Consider the following 21,069-nt stretch of genomic DNA (forward strand, 5'->3'; position numbering starts at 1 on the left):
CTAGCGTGTTTCCGGAGACCTGCATGATCCGCCCCCTGCGCTCCCTGTTGCTGGCACTCAGCCTGGTTGCCACGGTTGCTACGGTTGCCACGGCTGCGCCGGCACCGATGGACGGCGACCAGCTCGAGCAGGTCGTCCTGCTCAGCCGCCACAACCTGCGCGCGCCAGTGGTCGCCTCCGGTGCGCTGGCCAATGCGACGCCCGAGGACTGGCCGCGCTGGGAGGTGGCACCGGGCGAGCTGACCACCAAGGGCGGTGTGCTGGAGGTCTACATGGGGCGCTACATCGGCCAGTGGCTGCGCCAGGCGCAGCTGTTGCCGGTGTCGGGTTGCCCGCAGGAGGATGACTTCCACGCGTACGCCAACAGCCTGCAGCGCACCCAGGCCACCGCGCAGTTCTTCATTGCCGGTGCGTTTCCGGGCTGCCATGTCACGGTCGAACAGCGCATGGCGCTGGGGACGATGGATCCGCTGTTCGATCCGGTGATCCACAACGACGACGCGGCATTCCGCACGCGCGTGCTGGAGTCAATGCAGCGAGAGCTGGCCGCAGTGGACCTGGCACCGGCTTTGTCCGTGGTGGAGGAGATCACCCGCTATCCGCAGTCGGCGGCATGCAAGGGGCACAGCGACTGCCATCTGGCGCTGGCCGATACCACCTTCAGTACGGAACCGGGCAAGGAGCCTCGCGCGTCCGGATCACTGGCGCTGGCCAGCGGGCTGGTCGATGCCTTGTTGATGGAGCACTACCAGGGCAGTGGCATCCCCCGCGAAGGCTGGGGCCGGTTGACCACCGAGGCGCAATGGCAGGCGCTGGCGCAGATCCGCAACCGCTACCAGGACATCCTGTTCGGAACGCCCGAGGTGGCGCGTGATGTGGCCGCTCCGCTGCTGACAAGAGTGAATGCGTTGTTCGACGACCCGGCGTCGCCGAAGGTGACCCTGCTGGTCGGTCACGATTCCAACATCGGCTCGGTGCTGGCGGCGTTGGGAATCAGCGACTACAGCCTGCCGGGGCAGTACGAGAAGACACCGATCGGTGGCCTGCTGCAGTTCGAACGCTGGCGTGGGCACAGCGGGAGGGCGCACTACCGGTTGGTATATGTCTATCCCACCAAGGAGCAGTTGCGTGACGCGGTGCCACTGAGTGAAATGCAGCCGCCGGTACGGGCGACGCTGGTGCCGCAAGGGTGTGCGAAGACTGGGTGCACTGAAGCGCAGTTTAGGCAACTACTTGGAGCTAAAGTGAGGGCCTTCAGCGGAGATGGCAAAAGGGCTGTCGATGGTGTCTGAAGACCGCAGAGTCCCGTGAACCAGGCGGGTGCCGACACTTGGATTGCCGCCATTCAATGCCGCTGAATCCGGTGCAACTCGGTGGCATGATGTGTGTGCTCGCTGCCAGGTTCCGGCAGCATTATTTCAACCCTGAAAATGGACTTCGAAAATGAAAAAACAGCTGATCGCGCTTCGTGGCGCCAGCAACTCGGGAAAGAGCTCGACGCTTCTCATGTTGTACCGACTGCTGGCTGCGCACTCTGCCACGCGATTGATTTCGTTTGAGGCTATTGGCCACAAGCTCGACTTCAGTGCAATAGTTCAGATCAACGGATGCAAGATCGGAATTTTCAACCGTGGTGATGTTTCCGGAACCGTGGATGGTCTGATCGACCAACTTGCACAGGCAGGATGCAAGGTGATCGTTTGTGCTGCCCGTTCGAAAGGCGACGTTGGCGATGTGCTGGCCTCGTATGAGCGCAGGTACCAGTTGCAGGAGATTGTCAAAAAGACCGGTGGGGAAGACGAGTCTGATTTTGCACTGGTCAATATGGGCGTCGCGCATGATCTCGCCGCTCGAGTCTACTCAGCAGTGGTCGTCTGAGTTCTCCGTTCCGTCATTTCGGGGCGGCCTGCAGAAACGGCCCGGGTTTGCCCGGGCCGTTCCGTTTCCAACTTACACCACCCCGATCACTCGATCGGCTGGTCCAGCATCAGCTGGCGTACGAAACGCACCGGGGGTGCGCCGTAGGACAGCACCTGGTCGTGGTACGCCTTCAGGTTGAACTTGTCGCCCAGCTTCTCCTGCACCGCCTTGCGGGTGTCGAAGTGTTCCTGCGCACCGACGAAGTAGGTCGGTAGCTGTGCCGAGGTCAGCTGTGCACGCACCCACTTGCCCGCCGCTTCGCTTTCCTGCTGGAACGCGTCGTGGGTCATCAGGTGCATCGCCTTCTCGCGATCCCAGTTGTCCACGTGCACGCCCTGGTCGAGGATCGCGTTGGAGATCGTGCGCAGGTAGAACTTCAGCTGCACCAGGTGGAACAGCGGATCGTTGTTGAGGTAACCCTGCTCCTGCATCATGCGCTCGGTGTAGACCGCCCAGCCTTCGGCGAACAGGCCTGAACGCAACACCGCACGCAGGGTCGAGGGGAACTTGGCCGAGTGCCAGCCTTCCAGGTAATGGCCCGGAGTACCTTCATGGATGCTGAGCAGGTGGATCATGCGCGAGTTGTACTCACGCAGGAACGAGTCGACCTGTTTCTCGTTCCAGTCGTCCGGAATCGGCGACACGGCGTAGAAGGTCTTCAGGTTCTTGTCCAGCGGGCCCGGCGAATCGCAGTAGGCCACTGCCACGCCACGCTGGAATTCCGGCATCAGGATGATGTCCACCGGCGCATCGGGCAGCGTCATCAGATCGTGCTCGCGTACGAACGCGGTGGACTGCTCCAGCGCGGCCTTGGCATCGTCGACCACCTTGTCGCGTGCCGGCTTGTCGGCGTAGGCCAGTTCCAGCGCGGCCTCGATCGCCTTCTGCTGCTGCTCGTCGGTCGGCTGGGCCGGCATCTCAGGTGCACCCGGCTTGTCCTTCAGCACGGTCTGCGCGATGCCGTACATGTCCTCGCGCACGCGCTTGAGTTCGGCGCGCGCACGCTCACCGATCTCCTGGCGCGACAGCGAGGAGCTCAGCGCGAATTTCAGCTTCTGGTCGTATTTCTCCGCACCGATGCGGAAGTCGCCCTTGGCGTTCGGTACCAGGGTCTTGTCCAGCCAGGTCTGCTGCTCGTCCACGGCCTTCTTCAGGCCGTCGATGGCCGCTTGCAGACGCTGCTGGTCGGCCTGCGGCAGTTCGCCGATGTGCGGGGTGATGAAGGTATCGACGATGCTGAGGATGCCCTTGTTCTGCTTGGCAACGGTCTCGGCGTGGATCTTCGGTACGCGGGCCGGGTCCAGGTTCTCGCGGGCCTGGGCGAAGATCGCCGGCAGCTTCTCCATGCGCGCGGTGGCCGCCTTCAGGCGCTCCGGCAGCGGTGCGAACTCGCGCGCCATCAGGCCGTAGATCGCGCTGCCGGCGATGCCGTTGTACAGCTGCGGGTCCCACTTGCCGGACTGCAGCACTTCGGCGTTCCAGATTTCCGACTGCAGCTGGTTGCGCAGGATCGCTGCGTCCACCTGGTTCTCACGGCCCAGCTTGGCCACCTCGATCTTGTCCAGCTCGCCCAGCAGCGCCTTGTAGGCGGCCACGGTCTTCTGCTGGCCGGCGGCACTCAGGTCGTCCAGCTCGCTGTCGTAGCGGTGGTCACCGATCTGGGTGGCGCTGACTGGCGACAGCTGCATCCAGGTGTCCAGCGCGCGCTTGGACAGATCGGCGAAGGCGGCGTCGACCGCCGCGTCACCGGCCTGCTGGCTGGCGGCCGGGGTGGAAGCATTGGTCGGGGCGTCGGCCGGCTGGCAACCGGCCAGCGCGGCGACCAGGGCGAGGGCAAGAAGATGCGGGCGCATCGGCATTCCTGTACGGGGTCAAACCCTGAGCATAGGGCCCCGTCGCTGCTTTGTCCCCGTGCCATAGGATTACCATGGGCGGATTCAAGGACCCTCCAAAGGAGCGCAGGACATGGAATACCAAGGAAGCTGTCATTGCGGCAGGATCGCATTCACCGTACAGGCCGAGGCGCCGATCAGCGACGTCATCGACTGCAACTGTTCGATGTGCCGGCGTCGCGGCAGCCTGCTGTGGTTCGCCCCGCGTGCGGCGTTCCAGCTGGCCACCGATCCGGCTGACGTGGCCACCTACCACTTCAACAAGGCCCACATCGACCACCACCACTGCCGCCAGTGTGGTATCGCTCCCTACAGCGAAGCGGTCGACCCTCGCACCGGCACACCGATGGTGGCGGTGAACGTGCGCTGCGTGCCGCAGGTGGATCTGGCTGGCCTTTCGGTGACCTCCTACGACGGAGCGGCACTGTGAGGCCGGTGCGAGCGTGGACGCGCAGGGCGGCGCTGCCGGTACTGCTGCTGGCGCTGGGCGCCTGCGCCAAGCAGGGCGACATGGTGGGGGATGCGGGCGCCACGGCCGCGGAGGCGGCCATCGCTTCGCCGGAAGGCGCCTTCCTGGCCTACGAACACGACGTGCAGGTGCAGCTGGAGGCGGCGCAGATCGCACCGCGCATCCAGCAGATCGCCCAGGCCTGCCAGAGCGCGAAGTTCGGTGACTGTGCAGTGTTGCAGGTCGAGCAGCACGGCGGCGAGCAGCCCAGCGGTGAAGTGAAGGTGCGCATCGCCCCGAAGGGCACCGAGCCGCTGATCGCGATGGCTGGTGAAGGCGGCAAGCTGCAGTCCCGCAATACGCGCGCCGAGGATCTCGCGCAGGCGGTGGCCGACACGGCATTGACCAAGGCGCGGCTTGAAAAGGAGCACGCCCGCCTGCTGTCCTACCAGGACCGCAAGGACCTGAAGGTCGACGACCTGATGGCGATCACCACGCGCCTGTCGGAGATCGAGGCGGGTGTCGAGCAGGCCAACAAGGACGCCGCGCAGCAGCGTCGGCGCATCGATACTCAGCTGGTGGCGATCCACTTCGACACCACCTCTGGCCAGCGCAGCCGCAGCGAGATCGGCGAGGCGCTGAGCGAGTCGGGCAGCATCCTCAGCACCAGCATTGCGTTCCTGATCCGCGCTGCTGCCGCGCTGCTGCCGGTGGCGGTGCTGGCCTTGATCGCGGCCTGGGGTGTGCGGGCATGGTGGCGTCGCCGCCGTCGCAAGCTACCGCCCAACCCCTGAGATGAAGGCCGATGCCGGCCGTCAGCCGGCATCAGCCCTCGTCGGTCTCGTACTCGACGAACACATCGAGTTCCAGCGCCAGTTCCTGCACCGCATCGCGCACCTTCTGCGCGGTGCTTTCATTGCCGACTTCCACTTCCAGCTCGTGGATGCCCGGACCGATGTCATCGGACAGCCCGGCCGAACTGGAATCGTCGTCGTCCATGTGCGGCATCAGGTCGTCGGTTTCTTCGACATGTTCGATGCGGTCCAGGCCGAGCAGCAGGTCGCTGATGGCGCGGGCGTCGTCTTCGGTTCCGGTGATGCGCAGTCGCAGCATGGCCATGGCATAGGTACGTTGTGGGTTCGCCAGCAGCCTAGCCAGCGTGAGGCAAAGAACGGGTGAGGGCGCAGTCAGGCGTGCGTTGCCGGCCGCCCGAGCAGGCTGTCCGGCAATGCCGGAATCGGCGTGCGCTCGTCCTGCGCCTGTTCCAGCAACCAGTCGATGAACAGGCGCGCGGCCGGGCTCGGCGGTTGCCCTTCTGCGTGCACCACGTGATAGGCATAGCGCGCCTTCAATGCCGGGCCGGGCAGGCGTACCACCTCGTAGCGCTGCAGGTAGGGCTGGGCGATGTGGGTGCGCGCCAGCACCGCGCCCATGCCATACACCGCTGCACGCATCGCGTCGGTGCTGTCGGCGAAGGTGTGCATCGGCGGCATCGGCGACGGCGGGCGCGCGCCGGCGTGGCGGAACCAGTCGCGCCAGCCCTGCGGCGACAGGTCGGTCAGCAGCGGCAGCTCGGCGATGCGCGCCGGATCGACCAGCGTTTCGACCCCGGCCAGTGCCGGTGAGGCCACCGGGAACAGGTAGTCATCCATCAGGTGCTGCGCACGCAGGCCCGGCCATTGGCCCAGCCCGTAGCGGATGCCGACTTCCGGTCCGTTGTCGTCGTAGCGATCCAGCCCGCTGCCGGTGTGCAGCTCGATGCGGATGTGTGGATAGGCCTGGGTGAAGCGTGGCAGTCGCGGCAGCAGCCAGCAGTACGAGAGCGAGCGCAGCGTGGTGATCCGCAGCAGCACGCTGTCGGCATCCGGTTGCAGGTGATGGGCCACCGCCGCGACATCGGTGAAGGCGGCGCTGGCGGCGTCGGCCAGCTGCCGGCCCTCGGCGGTCAGGCGCACGCCGCGGGCGTGGCGCAGGAACAGGCGAACTTCAAGTACTTCTTCCAGGCGGCGCACGTGGTGACTGACCGCGCTGGCGGTCAGGTGCAGCTCCTGCGCGGCCTGGGCGAAGTTCTGGTGGCGTGCGGCGACCGCGAACACGGCCAGTGCGGGGAGCAGGGAAGGACGGAGCAGCATGTCGAGCCTCAAACCATATTTGTGGCTGACAGCGATACTACGCGCTTGTGCGGCGGGCGTCTGCGCCTGATCCTGTCTGCCTTGGCGAGGAACAGACGATGGACGGAGGCAGGACATGAATGCGATCCCACAGGCGGCCGAGCGCGACTGGCGCACGCCGCTGGAATTGACCCTGCTGGGCGCCATCTGGGGCTGCTCGTTCCTGTTCATGCGGGTGGCGGTGCCGTCGTTCGGCCCATTCGCGCTGGTCGAGGTACGGCTGGTGCTGGGCGCGCTGGTGCTGCTGCCGTTCCTGTGGCGCGCTCGCGCGCAGTTCCCGCCGCGCCGCTGGCTGTGGTTGGCACCGATCGGCCTGATCAACTCAGCGCTGCCGTTCGTGCTGTTTGCCTACGCCGCCGAGCAGGCGCCGGCCGCGATCGGTGCGATCTGCAATGCGATGACGGTGCTGTTCGCCGCGCTGATCGCGTTCCTGTTCTTCGGCGAGAAGATCGGCATGCGTCGTGCCGGGGCGCTGCTGGTCGGCTTCGCCGGCGTGGTGGTGCTGGCCACGGCCAAGGTCTCCGGCCTGAGCATCGGCACCGCAGTGCTGGCCGGTGCGGCGGCATCGCTGCTGTACGGCCTGGGCGTGAACCTGGTGAAGCGGCACATGACCGGGTTGCCGTCGGCCGCCGCCGCGGCGGCAACGCTGTCGTGCGCCTCGCTGTGGATGCTGCCGATGGCGGTCAGCCACTGGCCGCAGGCGGCGATTCCGTTGAAGGCCTGGGGCGCGGCGATCGCATTGGGCGTGGCCTGTACCGGCCTGGCGTTCCTGATGTTCTATCGCCTGATCGGTCGTATCGGCCCGTCGCGGGCGTCGACGGTGACCTACCTGATTCCGTTGTTCGGTGCGGCGTTTGCGTGGTTGTTCCTGGATGAGCCGGTGACGCTGCAGATGCTGATTGCCGGTGCGTTGATTCTGGGTAGCGTGGCGGTGAGTCAGAAGGGCTGAGCGCGCGCGCGCAGCGGTAGCACCGCGCCATGCCCGGCGGGCCCATTTCCGCGCCTGCGGGGAGGTGTCACTTTCTTTGCTCGTGCAAAGAAAGTAACCAAAGAAACACGCCGCCAGGTCGCGAGCCGGTGCTGCGCACCGGTACCCTGCGCTCCTCGGCCCGTCGAGGGACGGCGCGGGAACTCGCTGCGCTCAAACACCCGCGCCTCTTCGCCCTCGCCGGACCTGCGGTGCTCGGCTCGCTCAAGGCGGACTGGAAGGTCAAGATCAACAGCAAGAGCATCCACGCATGGCGTGGATCTACTGGGTGCAGCTGTGGCCTTTGAACTGCGTCCGCCTTGAGCGAGCCGAGCATCGCAGGGGAATCAGGGGCGAAGAGGCGCCGATGTCCTGTAGAGCCGACTGTTAGTCGGCTGCCTTCTGTACACCGTCCCCTGATTCACCGAGAAGCGCAGGGGACCGACGTGCGAAGCACGGCGGCTCGCGACCTGGCGGCGCGTTTCTTTTGGTTACTTTTCTTTTCGCGCGAAAAGAAAAGTGACGCCCATGAACAGTGAAGTACCTTCAGCACGCGTAACGTGCGGAAACCATCACCGCACCGGCACCGGAATATTGCAAAGGTCGATATGCCCCGCCGGGCGCTTGTAGAAATCATCCACGCGGTTGCGCCGCGCCTCCACCGTATCGGCGAAGGTCTTCGAGTCGGTACGCAGTACCTGGATCGGTGTGCGCTCGGCCGCCGGCACGTCCCTGGCACGGCGGATCGCCACGATCGGCGTGCGCAGATTCGGGTCGGTGTAGAAGCCCATCGGCGCCGGTCCGCGCGGGGTCGCGCTGAGCAGTTCCATGCCCTTCAGCACGCGGCCGACCAGGGTGATGTTGCGGTCGAGCTGACGCGGTGACTGGCCGGTCACCACGTAGAGTTCGGCACCGATGCTGCTGTCCTCTTCGTTGCTGCGGCCGGCGCCCAGCATGCCGTAGCAATGTGCCAGCCAGGCCTTGCCGGCCTGCGGGTCCTGGCCGACCGGGAAGCCGTCGACGAAACCGGTCTGCGCGGCCCAGCCATCGCGATCCGGCAGCACGCTGACCTTCAGGCCAGCGCTGGCGCGCTCGAATTCAGCCGGCAGCTTGCGCGCGGCGCTGCCGAACGGCTTGGCCTTGGCCGCGTCATCGGCGTCGGCATCGCCGAACTGCACCACGAAGTTGTCCTGAGAGCGGTAGATGCTGGTGCCGTCCCAGAAGTGCTCGTGGGCGAAGGTCTGGATGTTGGCGACATGGCGCGGGGCGAACTGCGGCGCCAGCTCGATGATCACGCGCCCGGCCGGCAGGTCCATGTACAGCAGGTTGGCCGGGTCCGGCGTGCGCCAGTCGCTGGCCGGCGAGGCGTCCAAGATCTGCTGCGGGCTGCGGTAAGGCGAGGCCGCGCTGGCCATGGCGGGCAGCAGGCAGGCGAGGGCGAGGGCGGTCAGGGCAAAGCGACGGCGGTGCGGCATGGGAACCCCGGAACATGAACGAGGCTTCGATTCTGCGCGAGCAATCCGGTCACGCCAACCGGCAGAGTGACTAACGACACATTCGCTATACCGAACTTCGCACTACTGTGGACTTCAACGTAGTGGAGGGCCGGCCATGTCCGAGGACGATGTCCACCTGAAGAAGTTCCAGAAGGAGCTCAGCGCCGGAACGGTGTCGCTGGCCCTGCTGGCGGTGCTGGCCCGGGCCGGGGAGCCGCTGTACGGCTACCTCATTGCCAAGGAGCTGGAGCGGGTGGGCGAGGGCGTGCTGAGCGGCAAGCAGAGCGCGCTGTACCCGGTGCTGCGCAACCTGGAGGGCGCCGGCCTGCTGGAAAGCCATGTGGAGCCGTCCAGCAGCGGGCCGCCGCGGCGCTACTACCGCATCAATGAACGTGGCCGCGAGGTGCTGGCGCAGTGGCGCCAGGCGTGGCAGGCCACCCGCGATTCCGTCGATTCCGTGTTGGAGGGGGTACCGCAATGAACGACCCGAGCCTGGCAGGCCGCGCCCTGCCGACCACCATTCCGCAGTACCTGGCGCAGCTGCGCGCTGCGCTGGAAGGTGCCGATCCGGCGATGGTGCAGGACGCGTTGTACGACGCCGAGGAATACCTGCGCTCGGAGCTGGCCGCGCAGCCCGGCCGCAGCGAGGCCGAGGTGATCGCCGACGTTGCCGGCAGCTATGGCGCGCCGGACGAAGTGGCCGACATCTACCGCGAGACCGAAGTGACAGTGAACCGCGCGCTGCGCACGCCGCGTGCGGATACCGCGCCGGTGCTGCGTGCGGCGGCGGAAGCCAGTGGCGTCGAGCCGGCCTCACCGCCGCCGGCGCCGGTGCAACGCTCGCTGCTGGCGCGCTTCTTCGGCGTGGTGGCCGATCCGCATACCTATGGCGCGCTGTTCTACATGCTGCTGTCGCTGGCCACCGGCATTTTCTTCTTCACCTGGGTGGTGACCGGCCTGTCGCTCTCGCTCGGCCTGTTGATCCTGATCGTCGGCATTCCGCTGACCGTGCTGTTCTTCGGCTCGGTGCGCGGGCTGGCGCTGCTGGAAGGGCGGCTGGTGGAAGCATTGCTGGGCGAGCGCATGCCGCGCCGTCCGCGCTACACCGACCGCAGCCGCACGTGGCTGCAGCGCATCGGCGACATGTTCACCGATGGCCGTACCTGGCTGACCCTGCTGTACTTCGTGCTGATGCTGCCGCTGGGCGTGGTCTACTTCACCATCGCGGTGACGCTGCTGTCGCTGTCGCTGGGGTTCATCTGGGCGCCGGTGGCCGCGCTGTTCAGCGGTGACATTCCGGGTGTCTACGTCGATGGCGTGAACGTGCTGCCGATGGCCGCCTCGCCGCTGGTGGGCATCGTGATCGCAGCTGTGGGCGTGCTGCTGCTGCTGTTGACGATGCACCTGGCACGGGGCATCGGCAAGCTGCACGGGCTGATTGCCAAGAACCTGCTGGTGCGGTTGTAACAGGCCAGGGGTCGGATTCCTGTTCGCAGAACAGGGCTCTGACCCCGGATCCCATCATGCTGGGTCAGTGCCCTTCCCGTTGGAAAGGGATCCGACCCCTGCCGGGAATCAGCCCGCCTTTCGCCGCAACGGAGTGACGTTGCTCTTCTTCTTCGTGGCCCTCGCCGCCGGTGCCTCGGCATGGGCAGCGAAGAAGTCGCGCACCTTCGGATACACCACCTCGCGCCAGCGACGGCCGCTGAAGATACCGTAGTGGCCGGCGCCTTCGACGATGAAATGCTCGCGGCGGTCAGTAGCAATGCCGGTGCACAGCGCCTGCGCTGCTTCGGTCTGGCCAAGGCCGGCGATATCGTCCAGTTCGCCCTCGATGCTCAGCAGCGCGGTATCGCGGATCGCCGACGGGTCGACCTTCTCGCCGTTGACCACCCACTCGCCACGCGGCAGCAGGAAGTCCTGGAACACCACGCGGATGGTATCCAGGTAGTACTTGGCCGGCATGTCCAGCACCGCGTTGTACTCGTCGTAGAAGCGACGGTGCGCGTCGGCGTCTTCCAGGTCGCCCTTGACCAGGTCGGTGTAGAAATCCCAGTGCGAACTGAAGTGGCGGCTGGGGTTCATCGACAGGAAGCCGGCGTGCTGCAGGAAGCCCGGATACACGCGGCGGCCGGCGCCGGGATAGCTGGCCGGCACGGTGTGGATGACGTTGTTCTCGAACCACGACAGCGGGTTCTGCGTGGCCAGGTTGTTCACCGCGGTCGGGCTGCAGCGCGCATCGATCGGGCCGCCCATCATCACCAGGGTGCGCGGTGTCGGCTCGCCACGGCTGGCCATCAGTGAAACCGCGGCCAGCACCGGTACCGTCGGCTGGCACACGCTGACCACGTGCAGGCGTTCGACGCCCAGATGGCGGATGAACTCCTGGATGTAGGCGATGTAGTCGTCCAGGCCGAACTCGCCTTCGTTGGCCGGCACCATGCGCGCGTCCACCCAGTCGGTGACGTACACACGGTGGTCGCGCAGCAGCGTGCGCACCGTATCGCGCAGCAGCGTGGCGTGGTGCCCGGACAGCGGTGCCACCACCAGCACGAACGGCTGGTTGAGCATGGTGTGCAGCTGGTCGGCTTCATTGCTGTGGCGCTTGAAGCGCAGCAGCTTGCAGAACGGCTTGCTCACTTCCTCGTGCACGACGATCGGCACGCGCTCGCCGTCGACCTCGATTTCGTTGATGCCCCACTCGGGCTTCTCGTAATCCTTGCCGATGCGGTGGAACAGCTCATTGACCGCCGCCAGACGATCGGCGCCGGGCATCTGCGACCACCAGTGGCCCGGGTTGGCGAAGAATTTGGCGTTGGCCTGGGCCTGGTGCACCCAGGGGGCGAGCAGGTTGCGGGTCAGTTCGTGCAGTTGATAGAGCATGACGACCGAATATGTATGGTCATATGTTGCCGCGCAGCATATCCCATCCGGGTGTCCCGCAGGTTAAGTTGGCTGAAAATAATGAATCCGGATTCACATCCGTTCCAGCGCGGCGGCATCGCCTGCCAGGGCGGGGCCGAGCCAGCAGTGCGACCCTACCGGCTGCAGGCCGTGCCGGGCCAGCGTCCGCCGATACCAGCGTGCTGGGCGGGCCTGGAAGCCGTCGTGGTCGCCTTCGAACGCGTCCTCGGCGGCGAAGGTCTCCAGGAAGGCCACACCGCCGGTCAGCTCGGCCACGCCGGCCAGGCCGGCGCGCAGCTCGCGGTCGGGCACGTAGTGCATCACGTCCGAACACACCAGCAGGTCGACCGGCGCGCAGGGCCGCAGCCAGGCGAAATCGCCGAAGCTGGCCAGGTGCAGGTTGCGGGTGCGGCCATAGCGGCGCACAGCGTACTCGCTGCTGTCGAAGCCCAGGTATTCGACCTTCGGACGCTGCTTCAGCAGCGGTGCGCGCCAGGCGCCTTCGCCGCAGCCGATGTCCAGCACACTGCGGATCGGTCGTTCCAGGTAGTACTCGGCACTGGCCACGGCCAACGCGACCTTGCGCGCCAGGCGGGCGCTGCCGCCGATGTCGGCGCGGCGGTACCAGCGTTGGAAGTAGGCGGCGTCGTAGGTCTTGTCCATGGGGCGGTGCGCGATCAGGGAAAACGGTGCCTATCGTACGGCGTTGCGCCCCCGGGTGTGGCGGACCCGCAGTAGAGCCACGCCATGCATGGCTGTCCTGATGCGGCGATTGGACGCGGCAGCCACCCATGAGGTGGCTCTACTGCGACAATAGGCGCCCATCTACGCCAGCCGCCGGAGCGAGCGCATGCAGAGCTACTACTGGGTCAAGACCTTCCACATCGTGTTCGTGGTGGCGTGGATGGCCACGGTGTTCTACCTGCCGCGCATCCTGGTCAACCTGGCCGAGACCGCAGGCCAGCCGGCGGTGACCGAGCGCCTGCAGCTGATGGGCCTGCGCCTGTACCGTTTCGGCCACTCGATGTTCGGCCTGGCCTTTGTGCTGGGCCTGGTGCTGTGGCTGGGCTACAAGGTCATCCCGGATTTCCCGACCATGGTCGCGCCGGGCGGCGCTGGCTGGCTGCACGCCAAGCTGGGCCTGGTGGTGGTGCTGCTGGTGTATTTCAGCTGGATCGGCAGTCTGTTGAAGGGCGTGGCCAAGGGCAGGGCGCTGCCGTCGTCGCGCGCGCTGCGCTGGATCAACGAGATTCCGTTGCTGGCGTTCATTCCGATCGTGTGGCTGGTGCTGGCAAAGCCGTTCTGACCGTCCGTTATCCGTAGAGCCATGCTTGGCTCTACGGGTTCGCGTGATTCTTCGCCAAAGCAGAGGCATCCACGCATGGCGTGGATCTACTGGGCGCAGCTGTGGCTTTTGATGTTCAGGTCCGCCATGAGCGAGCCGAGCATCGCAGGTGAACCAGGGGCGAAGAGGTGCCGATGTCTGAGCGCAGCGAGTTCGGCGCCGTCCCCTGATTCACCGAGAAGCGCAGGGAACCGGTACATAGCACCGGTTCGCGTTCGGCGGCGTGTTCTTTGGTTACTTTCTTGCACGAGCAAGAAAGTAACAAGCCGATGAATCAGGCCGCTTCGTACGTGCCGTAGCTGCGCAGGCGGGTGTAGCGCTGCTCCAGCAGCTGTTCGGTGGACAGCTTGTCCAGCGCGTCCAGTTCGTTCAGCAGCACGGCCTTCAGGCGCTTGGCCATCTGGGTCGGGTTGCGGTGGGCGCCGCCGGTGGGCTCGCGCACGACCTTGTCGACCAGGCCCAGGCTCTTCAGGCGCGGCGCGGTCAGGCCCAGCTGCTCGGCGGCTTCCTTGGCCTTGCTGGCGTCCTTCCACAGGATCGAGGCGCAGCCTTCCGGGGTGATGGTCGAGTACACCGCGTATTCCAGCATCACGGTGCGGTCGCCCACGCCCAGCGCCAGCGCGCCGCCGGAGCCGCCTTCACCGATCACGGTGCAGATGATCGGCACCTTCAGCTCGGCCATCTCGATCAGGTTGCGCGCGATCGCTTCGGACTGGCCGCGCGATTCGGCGTCGATACCCGGCCAGGCACCGGCGGTGTCGATCAGGGTCAGCACCGGCAGGCCGAAGCGCTCGGCCATCTTCATCAGGCGCAGCGCCTTGCGGTAGCCCTCCGGCTTGGGCATGCCGAAGTTGCGCTTGATCTTTTCCTTGGTGTCGCGACCCTTCTGGTGGCCGATCACCATTACCGCGCGGCCATTGATGCGGGCCAGGCCGCCCATGATCGCCTTGTCGTCGGCGAAGGCGCGGTCACCGGCCAGCTCCTGGAACTCATCGAACATGACGCGGATGTAGTCGGCGGTGTACGGACGCGACGGGTGCCGGGCCAGCTGCAGCACCTGCCACGAGGTCAGGTTGCGGAAGATCTGCGCGGTGCGCATGCGCAGCTTGTCCTGCAGCGCGTGCACTTCCGCCTCGACATTGACCGCCGGCCCGGCACTGGCGTTGCGCAGTTCCTGGATCTTGGCTTCCAGGTCGGCGATGGGTTGCTCGAAGTCGAGGTAGTTCGGATTCATCGGAAGCCGTCGTGTAAAGAAGGGGGCAATTCTAGCCGAATGCGTGCAAACCACCCGTACGCCTTCGTCTGGAAGGCGACGGTAGCGCAGCCGGGCAGGCGGCGCCAGTCAGCTCAGGGCACCACCAGGGCGCTGCGGCCCATCAACTGGCTGCGCTGGGAAACGAAGTCGTTGTAGGCCTCGTTGGCCTCCCGGCCCAGGCCGCTGCCCAGGGTGGCAGTGGCCGAGGTGAAGGCCATCTGCGCAGCGAAGTCCTGCTTGCGCAGGGCCTTCTGTTCATCGGCGGTGGTGGCCTTCAGCCATCGCGCGTAGACCGCGCGAAGCGGCGCGGCATGCGCCTCGAAGGCCGGTGCCAGCGCCGGCAGGCTGGCCGGTGCCGGTTCAAGGCTGTATGCCGGGGCCACGTAGCCGGCCGGCTGTTCGCGCTTGAACGCGCCCGGCTCGCCCATGCCTTCCTCGACGTAGGCGATGAAATCCGGTGCCGTGAACACCTTGGCGATGATCTGGCCACCACTGGAATCGACGTGGGCGACCACCTTTTCCTTCGGGAACGGTTCGCGCACGCCGTAGGTCCAGGTCTTGTCGATGAACAGGTCGTGGTGCTTCTCGAAGGGGCCCTCGAAGTCGACGCCGCCCAGCTCGATGCCGGCCTTGCCGGTGCCGAAGTTCTTCAGCTTGCTCTCGTCGGTGACGTAGACCTCGCGTGCGATCACGTATTCGCTCAGGGTCGGGTTGATCAGGCCGCCACGACCGTCGACGTAGACGATGAAGCGCACGTCGCCGAGCGTGTCGGTATGCAGGCGATGCTCGCCAATGGCCAGCGAGACCGGGCGCGAGCCGTGCGCGGCCACCGGCAGGTCCTGGCCGTCGATGCTCAGCGCCAGCGGCGTGTCGGTCGGGTTGTCGATCTGGAACTCGATCTTCGACGGCGAGCAGGCGGCCAGCGCCAGTGCGGCAACGAACGGGAACAGCAGGGTCTTCATTGGCGATCGTCCTTGATGACTGGAACGGGAAAACAGGAACACGAAGCAGCCAGCCTCAGCTGGCCCACGGCGGGCTGTAGCGCACCTTCAGCGTACGTACGGCGGGGTCGGCGCGCAGCGCCTCCATCAGCTTGGAATCGATGCGCACTGCGCTCTGCCCGGAGACATCCAGCATGCCGGCGACACCGCCGTGCGGGCCCTTCAGCAGCAGGTCCAGGCGCAACGGCGTCCGCCCCGGGCGATGGCGGTCGAGCAGGGCATTGATGCGCTCCCAGACCGGGCGCTGCTGGCGCAGGTCCAGGCGCAACGACAGCCGCGTGGCGTAGTTGGCGCAGACTTCGTCGAAGTCCCAGCACTGGCGGATGCGCAGTGCGTAGCCGCCGTTGAATTCGTCCTCGCGGAGGCCGCCCTTGACCACCAGGATGCGGTCCTTGGTCATCAGGTGGCCGAACTCGGCCATCGCATCGGAGAACGCGCTGCACTCCACGCGGCCGCGACCGTCCTCCAGCTGGATGAAGATCTGGCTCTCACCCTTGCGGCGCACGCCGACCACCTGGCCGGCCAGCACGGTCTGCACTTCCGGGCGCCAGCGCTTCTCGCCGCCACCGCCGCCGCCGCCGCTGTTGGCGCTCCAGATCTTCTCCACCGAACCCAGGTCGTTGCCGACCAGGTCGCGCACATCGTCGCGCCAGGGATCGAACGGGTGGCCGCTGAGGTAGAAGCCCAGCGTGTCGCGCTCGCCGTTGAGGCGCTGCAGCAGCGGCCATTCTTCGGCCTCGGGCAGGTCCAGCTGGATCGACACGGTGCTCGGATCGGGCCCGCCAAACAGCGAATTCTGCCCGGACGCACGCTCGCGTGCCATCTGGTCGGTGGCCTTGATCACTTCCGGCAGCTGCAGCATCAGCGAGGCACGGTTGCGGCCGAGCTCATCGAGCGCGCCACAGTTGATCATCGCTTCCAGCGTGCGCCGGTTGAGCTTGGCCGAGCCGACGCGGGTGCAGAAGTCCAGCAGATCCTTGAACGGTCCGCCCTTCAGTCGTTCCTCGACCACCGCTTCGCAGGCGCCCTGGCCGACGCCCTTGATCGCGCCCAGGCCGTACTGGATCGTGTCCGGTGTGACCGCTTCGAACATGAAGGCCGACTGGTTCACCTTCGGCGGCAGCACGGTCAGGCCGAGGTTGCGCACCTCGTCGAGGAAGCCGACCACCTTGTCGGTGTTGTCCAGGTCTGAAGACAGCGTGGCCGCCATGAACTCGGCCGGGTAATGGCGCTTCAGCCAGGCGGTCTGGTAGCTGACCAGTGCGTATGCAGCGGCGTGCGACTTGTTGAAGCCATAGCCGGCGAACTTCTCCATCAGGTCGAAGATTTCGTCGGCCTTGGGGCCGTCGACGCCGCCCTTGGCTGCGCCTTCGCGGAAGATCTCGCGGTGCTTGGCCATTTCCGCCGGCACCTTCTTGCCCATCGCGCGTCGCAGCAGGTCAGCGCCGCCCAGCGAGTAGCCGCCGACGATCTGCGCCATCTGCATCACCTGCTCCTGGTACACCATGATGCCGTAGGTGTCCTTCAGGATCGCTTCGGTGCGCGGATCGGGATAGATGATCTCTTCCTGGCCGTGCTTGCGCGCGTTGAAGGAGGGAATCAGGTCCATCGGGCCGGGGCGATACAGCGACACCAGCGCGATCAGGTCTTCGAAGCGGTCGGGGCGCGCGTCCTTCAGCAGGCGGCGCATGCCCGAGGATTCGAACTGGAACACCGCGCCGGTGTTGCCATTGGCGAAGATGTCCTTGTAGGTGGGCGCATCGTCGAGCGGGATCGCGGCAATGTCGACCGGCGGAATGCCCGCGCGTTCGTGGCGCTTGTTGATCGCCTTCACCGCCCAGTCGATGATGGTCAGCGTGCGCAGGCCGAGGAAGTCGAACTTCACCAGGCCCACTTCTTCCACGTCGTTCTTGTCGAACTGGGTGACCGGGTTCTTGCCCAGGCCGTTCTCGTCGTGTTCGGCGTACAGCGGGCAGAACTCGCTCAGCGGCTCGGGCCCGATCACCACGCCGCCGGCATGCTTGCCGGCGTTGCGGGTCAGGTCTTCCAGCTGCAGCGCCAGGTCGATCAGGTCGCGGACATCGTCCTCGGTCTCATAGCGCTGGATCAGTTCCGGCGACGCCATTTCCGAACTGGGGCCTTCCTTGCCCTTGCCCAGCGCATCCTTCAGGTGGATGCCCAGGATGTTGGGAATCAGCTTGGAAACACCGTCGACCAGGCCATACGGGAAGCCGAGCACGCGGCCGGAGTCGCGCACCACCGCCTTTGCGGCCATGGTGCCGTAGGTGATGATCTGGCTGACGCGCTCGCGCCCGTACTTGCGCGCGACGTAGTCGATCACCTCGTCGCGGCGGTCCATGCAGAAGTCGATGTCGAAGTCGGGCATCGACACGCGTTCCGGGTTCAGGAATCGCTCGAACAGCAGGTTGTACGGCAGCGGGTCCAGGTCGGTGATCTTCAGCGCCCACGCCACCAGCGAGCCGGCACCCGAACCACGGCCGGGACCGATCGGGATGCCCTGGTTCTTGCCCCACTGGATGAAGTCGGCCACGATCAGGAAGTAGCCGGGGAAGCCCATCTTGATGATGGTGTTGAGCTCGAACTCCAGGCGCTCGAAGTACTCCTCACGGGTCTTGCCCGGCGCCAGCGGATTCTTCTCCAGGCGCTCTTCCAGGCCATCGCGCGACATCTTCTGGATCCAGGTGTCCAGGGTCTCGTCGTCGGGCACCGGGTAGTTGGGCAGGAAGTAGGTGCCCAGCCGCATCTCGATGTTGCAGCGCTCGGCCAGCGCCAGCGTGTTGTCGATCGCATCGGGGATGTCGGCGAACAGCGCGCACATCTCCTCGGCCGACTTCAGGTATTGCTGGTCGCTGTACTCGCGCGGTCGCTTGGGATCGTCCAGCACGCGGCCGGTGGAAATGCACACGCGCGCTTCGTGCGCGCTGAAATCCGACGGCGACAGGAAGCGCACGTCATTGCTGGCGACCACCGGCAGGCCGCGCTGGCCGGCGGCCATCAGCGCGAACTGGTTGAAGGTTTCCTCGCCCTCGCGGCCGGTACGGGTCAGCTCCAGGTGCAGGCCATCGCCGAACACGCGCTGCCAGTCGGCCAGCTGCTGCTCGGCCAGTTCATGCTTGCCGTCCAGTGCCAGGCGCCCGGCCAGGCTCTGCCGTCCGGCCAGCGCGAACAGGTTGGCGTTGCCGGCCTTCAGCCAGTCCGGGTGGATGGCCACACCGCCTTCCGGGCGATGGCCTTCCATCCAGGCGCGGGTCAGCAACCGCGACAGGCTCAGGTAGCCCTCGCGGTCGCGGCACAGCAGGGTCATCCGCCACGGGTCCTGGCCTTCCTCGGCGATCAGCACGTCGGCACCGGCGATCGGCTTGATGCCCACGCCTTCGGCGGCCTTGTAGAACTTGACCAGGGCGAACAGGTTGTTGAGATCGGTCACCGCCAGCGCGGGCAGGCCGAGCTCCACCGAGCGCGACAGCAGGTTGGCCTGCTTGGCCTTCTTGGGGTCCGCCTGGTCCGGCTTGGCCGGCACGCGGATGGTCGAGTCCGCCAGCGAGAACTCGGTGTGGACGTGGAGATGTACGAAGCGGGAGTTGGACATGCCGGACCAGGTTGGAGCGCGCGGGCCCCGGGTGCTGACGGAGGTTCGTCGCCGGGGTCGGGAAGCGCTGGAATGCCCGGTCAGGGTAGCGAGGGCAGGGGGTTGCCACAAGGCTTGACAGGGGCACGGCGTGGCGCCGGATTCAGGCGTGCGGGAGGCCGCCTTCTGTAGCGCCGAGCCCATGCTCGGCTGTCCACAGCTGCCGAGCATGAGCTCGGCGCTACAACGCCAGCAGGCTCAGGCGATGGCCGCGACAGCCGGCGCTTCCAGGCACTCGCGCACCGGGGCGAAGCTGCGCCGGTGCTCCACGCAGGGGCCGTGCTCGCGCAGGGCGGCCAGGTGGGCCGGAGTGCCATAGCCCTTGTGCTGCTCGAACCCATACTGGGGGTGGCGGGCGTGCACGTCCTGCATGTAGCGATCGCGCGAGACCTTGGCCAGGATCGAGGCGGCCATGATCGCGCGGTCGATGCCATCGCCGCCGACCAGCGCCTGCGCCGGCAGTACCAGGCCCTTGGGCACCACGTTGCCGTCGATGCGGGCGAAGCCGGCCACGTGGGCGACCGCTGCAACGACGTCACGCATGCCCTGCAGGGTGGCCTGGTAGATGTTCAGGCGGTCGATGGTGTCCACGTCCACCAGCACCACATGCCAGGCCAGGGCGCGCTCGACGATGCGGTCATGCAGCTGCTCGCGGCGGGCAGCGGTCAACTGCTTGGAATCATCCAGGCCGTTGATCCGTGGCCGTGACGGATCGAATACCACCGCCGCCACCGCCACCGGCCCGGCCAGCGGGCCACGCCCGGCCTCGTCGACACCGGCGACCAGGCGCTCCGGCTCGACCACTGCCGTACCGTCGAACAGGGCCAGGCTTGCTGCTGCGGCGTGGCGGCGGCTCATGCCTGCGCCTGGTCGCGCATCAGCAGCTCGCCGACGGCATCGGCGGCACGCGCCGAGGCGTTGCGTCGCAGTCGCTCGTGCAGGCGCACATAAGTGTCCTGCAGGTCGATCACCCGCTGCGGGTGGTCGAACCACTGCTGGATGGCCGCGGCCAGCCTGTCCGGCGTGCAGTCGTGCTGCATCAGCTCCGGTGCTAGGTCCTGGCCGGCCAGGATGTTGGGCAGGGCGAAGCGGTCGACCTTGATCAGGCCAAGCGCCTTGACCAGTCGATAGGTCAGTTCGTTGACGCGGTAACCGACCACCATCGGCCGCTTCACCAGCATGGCTTCCAGGGTCGCGGTGCCGGAGGCCAGCACCACCACGTCGGCGGCGATCATCGCGTTGCGCGCCTGGCCGTCAAGCACGTGCGAGTAGGCCACCGGCAGCGCCGAGCGCGACAGCTGTTCTTCGATCAGCTGCCTGCAGGCCGGGTTGGCGGCAGGCACCACCACATGCAGGCCCGGAATGCGTTCGGAGACCTGCCAGGCGGCTTCGAAGAACGGTTCGCCCAGGCGCGAGATCTCGCCGAGGCGGCTGCCCGGCAACACCGCCAGCACCTTGGCCGAGGCCGGCAGGCCGAGCGCGGCGCGTGCTTCCTCGCGGTTGCCCTGCAGCGGAATGTCATCGGCCATCGGGTGGCCGACGAAGCGCGCGTCGATGCCGTGCCGGGCATAGATCGGCGGCTCCATCGGGAACAGGCACAGCACCAGGTCGGCGCTGCTGCCGATTTTCTCGGCGCGCTTTTCGCGCCAGGCCCAGACCGACGGGCTGACGTAATGCACGGTGCGCACGCCACGCTGCTTCAGCCAGCGCTCGATGCCCAGGTTGAAGTCGGGGGCGTCGATGCCGATGAACACGTCCGGCTGCCAGTCCAGCGCACGCTGGCGGAACGCCGAGCGCAGCTTGAGCAGGCGCGGCAGGTGGCGCAGCACTTCGGTCAGGCCCATCACCGCCAGCTCGCTGGCATCGTGCCAGGTCTGGCAGCCGGCGCTGCGCATGGCATCGCCGCCGATACCGGCGAACTCGGCATTCGGGAAGCGTGCCTTCAGTTCACGCACCAGGCCCGCACCGAGCAGGTCGCCGGAGGCTTCGCCGGCAACCAGCGCGATCCGCAACGGGCGCTC

The 21,069-nt window shown here is 66.6% G+C and carries 19 protein-coding genes; 8 read left to right on the forward strand and 11 right to left on the reverse strand.

Annotated features, from left to right (window positions below; all coding sequences use genetic code 11):
• The first annotated feature begins 23 nt into the window (after nt 1-23).
• Complete coding sequence (gene agp, locus N5E02_RS08175; protein ID WP_005415826.1) at nt 24-1,292, forward strand: bifunctional glucose-1-phosphatase/inositol phosphatase; 1,269 nt, start codon at nt 24-26, stop codon at nt 1,290-1,292.
• 151 nt (nt 1,293-1,443) lie between these two features.
• Nucleotides 1,444-1,878, forward strand: a complete 435-nt coding sequence (locus N5E02_RS08180; protein ID WP_005415827.1) for a hypothetical protein — start codon at nt 1,444-1,446, stop codon at nt 1,876-1,878.
• 86 nt (nt 1,879-1,964) lie between these two features.
• On the opposite strand, the gene N5E02_RS08185 is transcribed toward N5E02_RS08180, so the two are convergent.
• Nucleotides 1,965-3,773, reverse strand: coding sequence for a DUF885 domain-containing protein (locus tag N5E02_RS08185; protein ID WP_065186377.1), 1,809 nt, complete (start codon nt 3,771-3,773; stop codon nt 1,965-1,967).
• 112 nt (nt 3,774-3,885) lie between these two features.
• Between N5E02_RS08185 and N5E02_RS08190 the strand changes: the two genes are divergently transcribed.
• Both N5E02_RS08190 and N5E02_RS08195 read left to right on the forward strand, forming a co-directional pair.
• Nucleotides 3,886-4,242, forward strand: a complete 357-nt coding sequence (locus N5E02_RS08190; RefSeq protein ID WP_053497067.1) for a GFA family protein — start codon at nt 3,886-3,888, stop codon at nt 4,240-4,242.
• The gene (locus N5E02_RS08195) at nt 4,239-5,054 is read left to right on the forward strand and encodes a DUF4349 domain-containing protein (protein ID WP_065186376.1); all 816 of its coding nucleotides are present in this window, start codon (nt 4,239-4,241) and stop codon (nt 5,052-5,054) included. Before N5E02_RS08190 ends, N5E02_RS08195 begins: the two co-directional genes overlap by 4 nt.
• Before the next feature lie 31 nt (nt 5,055-5,085).
• Here N5E02_RS08195 and N5E02_RS08200 read toward each other — a convergent pair whose 3' ends face one another.
• Both N5E02_RS08200 and N5E02_RS08205 read right to left on the reverse strand, forming a co-directional pair.
• Entirely contained in the window at nt 5,086-5,379 is a 294-nt protein-coding gene (locus N5E02_RS08200; protein ID WP_279946160.1) for a hypothetical protein, read from the reverse strand.
• A gap of 68 nt (nt 5,380-5,447) precedes the next feature.
• A complete protein-coding gene (locus N5E02_RS08205) occupies nt 5,448-6,392 on the reverse strand; it encodes a LysR substrate-binding domain-containing protein (RefSeq protein WP_279946161.1) in 945 nt (314 codons plus the stop codon).
• A 115-nt stretch (nt 6,393-6,507) separates the two neighbouring features.
• Between N5E02_RS08205 and N5E02_RS08210 the strand changes: the two genes are divergently transcribed.
• Nucleotides 6,508-7,380 carry a DMT family transporter gene (locus tag N5E02_RS08210; protein ID WP_065177444.1) on the forward strand — a complete coding sequence of 291 codons (873 nt, stop codon included), beginning with the start codon at nt 6,508-6,510 and terminating at the stop codon, nt 7,378-7,380.
• A gap of 590 nt (nt 7,381-7,970) precedes the next feature.
• Here N5E02_RS08210 and N5E02_RS08215 read toward each other — a convergent pair.
• The gene (locus N5E02_RS08215; protein WP_279946162.1) at nt 7,971-8,873 is read right to left on the reverse strand and encodes a peptidylprolyl isomerase; all 903 of its coding nucleotides are present in this window, start codon (nt 8,871-8,873) and stop codon (nt 7,971-7,973) included.
• A gap of 136 nt (nt 8,874-9,009) precedes the next feature.
• Between N5E02_RS08215 and N5E02_RS08220 the strand changes: the two genes are divergently transcribed.
• Together N5E02_RS08220 and N5E02_RS08225 are read left to right on the forward strand one after the other, a co-directional pair.
• Nucleotides 9,010-9,375: a PadR family transcriptional regulator gene (locus tag N5E02_RS08220; protein ID WP_004150914.1), complete on the forward strand. Its 366-nt coding sequence runs from the start codon at nt 9,010-9,012 to the stop codon at nt 9,373-9,375.
• A complete protein-coding gene (locus tag N5E02_RS08225) occupies nt 9,372-10,361 on the forward strand; it encodes a sensor domain-containing protein (RefSeq protein ID WP_065177442.1) in 990 nt (329 codons plus the stop codon). The genes N5E02_RS08220 and N5E02_RS08225 overlap by 4 nt, the downstream gene beginning before the upstream one ends.
• Before the next feature lie 108 nt (nt 10,362-10,469).
• On the opposite strand, the gene phaZ is transcribed toward N5E02_RS08225, so the two are convergent.
• Together phaZ and N5E02_RS08235 are read right to left on the reverse strand one after the other, a co-directional pair.
• Nucleotides 10,470-11,777 carry a polyhydroxyalkanoate depolymerase gene (gene phaZ, locus N5E02_RS08230; RefSeq protein WP_065177441.1) on the reverse strand — a complete coding sequence of 436 codons (1,308 nt, stop codon included), beginning with the start codon at nt 11,775-11,777 and terminating at the stop codon, nt 10,470-10,472.
• 93 nt (nt 11,778-11,870) lie between these two features.
• A complete protein-coding gene (locus N5E02_RS08235) occupies nt 11,871-12,461 on the reverse strand; it encodes a class I SAM-dependent methyltransferase (protein ID WP_065186374.1) in 591 nt (196 codons plus the stop codon).
• 187 nt (nt 12,462-12,648) lie between these two features.
• On the opposite strand from N5E02_RS08235, the gene N5E02_RS08240 reads away from it, so the two are divergent.
• Nucleotides 12,649-13,104, forward strand: a complete 456-nt coding sequence (locus tag N5E02_RS08240) for a CopD family protein (protein WP_279946163.1) — start codon at nt 12,649-12,651, stop codon at nt 13,102-13,104.
• Between the two features lie 313 nt (nt 13,105-13,417).
• Here N5E02_RS08240 and N5E02_RS08245 read toward each other — a convergent pair whose 3' ends face one another.
• From N5E02_RS08245 to lpxB, 5 genes are all read right to left on the reverse strand, one after another.
• Nucleotides 13,418-14,377, reverse strand: coding sequence for an acetyl-CoA carboxylase carboxyltransferase subunit alpha (locus N5E02_RS08245; protein ID WP_065177439.1), 960 nt, complete (start codon nt 14,375-14,377; stop codon nt 13,418-13,420).
• Between the two features lie 113 nt (nt 14,378-14,490).
• Nucleotides 14,491-15,360: a hypothetical protein gene (locus N5E02_RS08250; protein WP_171955921.1), complete on the reverse strand. Its 870-nt coding sequence runs from the start codon at nt 15,358-15,360 to the stop codon at nt 14,491-14,493.
• A gap of 55 nt (nt 15,361-15,415) precedes the next feature.
• Nucleotides 15,416-19,009 (reverse strand): DNA polymerase III subunit alpha, encoded by a 3,594-nt coding sequence (gene dnaE / locus N5E02_RS08255; protein ID WP_065177437.1) that lies wholly within the window; start codon nt 19,007-19,009, stop codon nt 15,416-15,418.
• A gap of 237 nt (nt 19,010-19,246) precedes the next feature.
• On the reverse strand, nt 19,247-19,906 hold the full coding sequence (locus N5E02_RS08260; RefSeq protein ID WP_005415842.1) for a ribonuclease HII: 660 nt from the start codon (nt 19,904-19,906) through the stop codon (nt 19,247-19,249).
• The coding region (lpxB, locus tag N5E02_RS08265; RefSeq protein ID WP_279946164.1) for a lipid-A-disaccharide synthase at nt 19,903-21,069 on the reverse strand (1,167 nt) is incomplete at its 5' end. The genes lpxB and N5E02_RS08260, both read right to left, overlap by 4 nt.

Source organism: Stenotrophomonas sp. GD03777 (genome assembly GCF_029842485.1).
In the GTDB taxonomy this organism is placed as follows: Bacteria; Pseudomonadota; Gammaproteobacteria; order Xanthomonadales; family Xanthomonadaceae; genus Stenotrophomonas; species Stenotrophomonas sepilia.

Coding starts and splice junctions, on each gene's coding strand:
- N5E02_RS08180 (WP_005415827.1), top strand. CDS start 1,444: ATGAAAAAACAGCTGATCGCGCTTCGTGGCGCCAGCAACTCGGGAAAG.
- N5E02_RS08225 (WP_065177442.1), top strand. CDS start 9,372: ATGAACGACCCGAGCCTGGCAGGCCGCGCCCTGCCGACCACCATTCCG.
- N5E02_RS08200 (WP_279946160.1), bottom strand. CDS start 5,379: ATGGCCATGCTGCGACTGCGCATCACCGGAACCGAAGACGACGCCCGC.
- N5E02_RS08205 (WP_279946161.1), bottom strand. CDS start 6,392: ATGCTGCTCCGTCCTTCCCTGCTCCCCGCACTGGCCGTGTTCGCGGTC.
- dnaE (WP_065177437.1), bottom strand. CDS start 19,009: ATGTCCAACTCCCGCTTCGTACATCTCCACGTCCACACCGAGTTCTCG.
- N5E02_RS08215 (WP_279946162.1), bottom strand. CDS start 8,873: ATGCCGCACCGCCGTCGCTTTGCCCTGACCGCCCTCGCCCTCGCCTGC.
- N5E02_RS08190 (WP_053497067.1), top strand. CDS start 3,886: ATGGAATACCAAGGAAGCTGTCATTGCGGCAGGATCGCATTCACCGTA.
- N5E02_RS08245 (WP_065177439.1), bottom strand. CDS start 14,377: ATGAATCCGAACTACCTCGACTTCGAGCAACCCATCGCCGACCTGGAA.
- N5E02_RS08250 (WP_171955921.1), bottom strand. CDS start 15,360: ATGAAGACCCTGCTGTTCCCGTTCGTTGCCGCACTGGCGCTGGCCGCC.
- N5E02_RS08210 (WP_065177444.1), top strand. CDS start 6,508: ATGAATGCGATCCCACAGGCGGCCGAGCGCGACTGGCGCACGCCGCTG.
- phaZ (WP_065177441.1), bottom strand. CDS start 11,777: ATGCTCTATCAACTGCACGAACTGACCCGCAACCTGCTCGCCCCCTGG.
- N5E02_RS08185 (WP_065186377.1), bottom strand. CDS start 3,773: ATGCGCCCGCATCTTCTTGCCCTCGCCCTGGTCGCCGCGCTGGCCGGT.
- N5E02_RS08240 (WP_279946163.1), top strand. CDS start 12,649: ATGCAGAGCTACTACTGGGTCAAGACCTTCCACATCGTGTTCGTGGTG.
- N5E02_RS08220 (WP_004150914.1), top strand. CDS start 9,010: ATGTCCGAGGACGATGTCCACCTGAAGAAGTTCCAGAAGGAGCTCAGC.
- agp (WP_005415826.1), top strand. CDS start 24: ATGATCCGCCCCCTGCGCTCCCTGTTGCTGGCACTCAGCCTGGTTGCC.
- N5E02_RS08235 (WP_065186374.1), bottom strand. CDS start 12,461: ATGGACAAGACCTACGACGCCGCCTACTTCCAACGCTGGTACCGCCGC.
- N5E02_RS08260 (WP_005415842.1), bottom strand. CDS start 19,906: ATGAGCCGCCGCCACGCCGCAGCAGCAAGCCTGGCCCTGTTCGACGGT.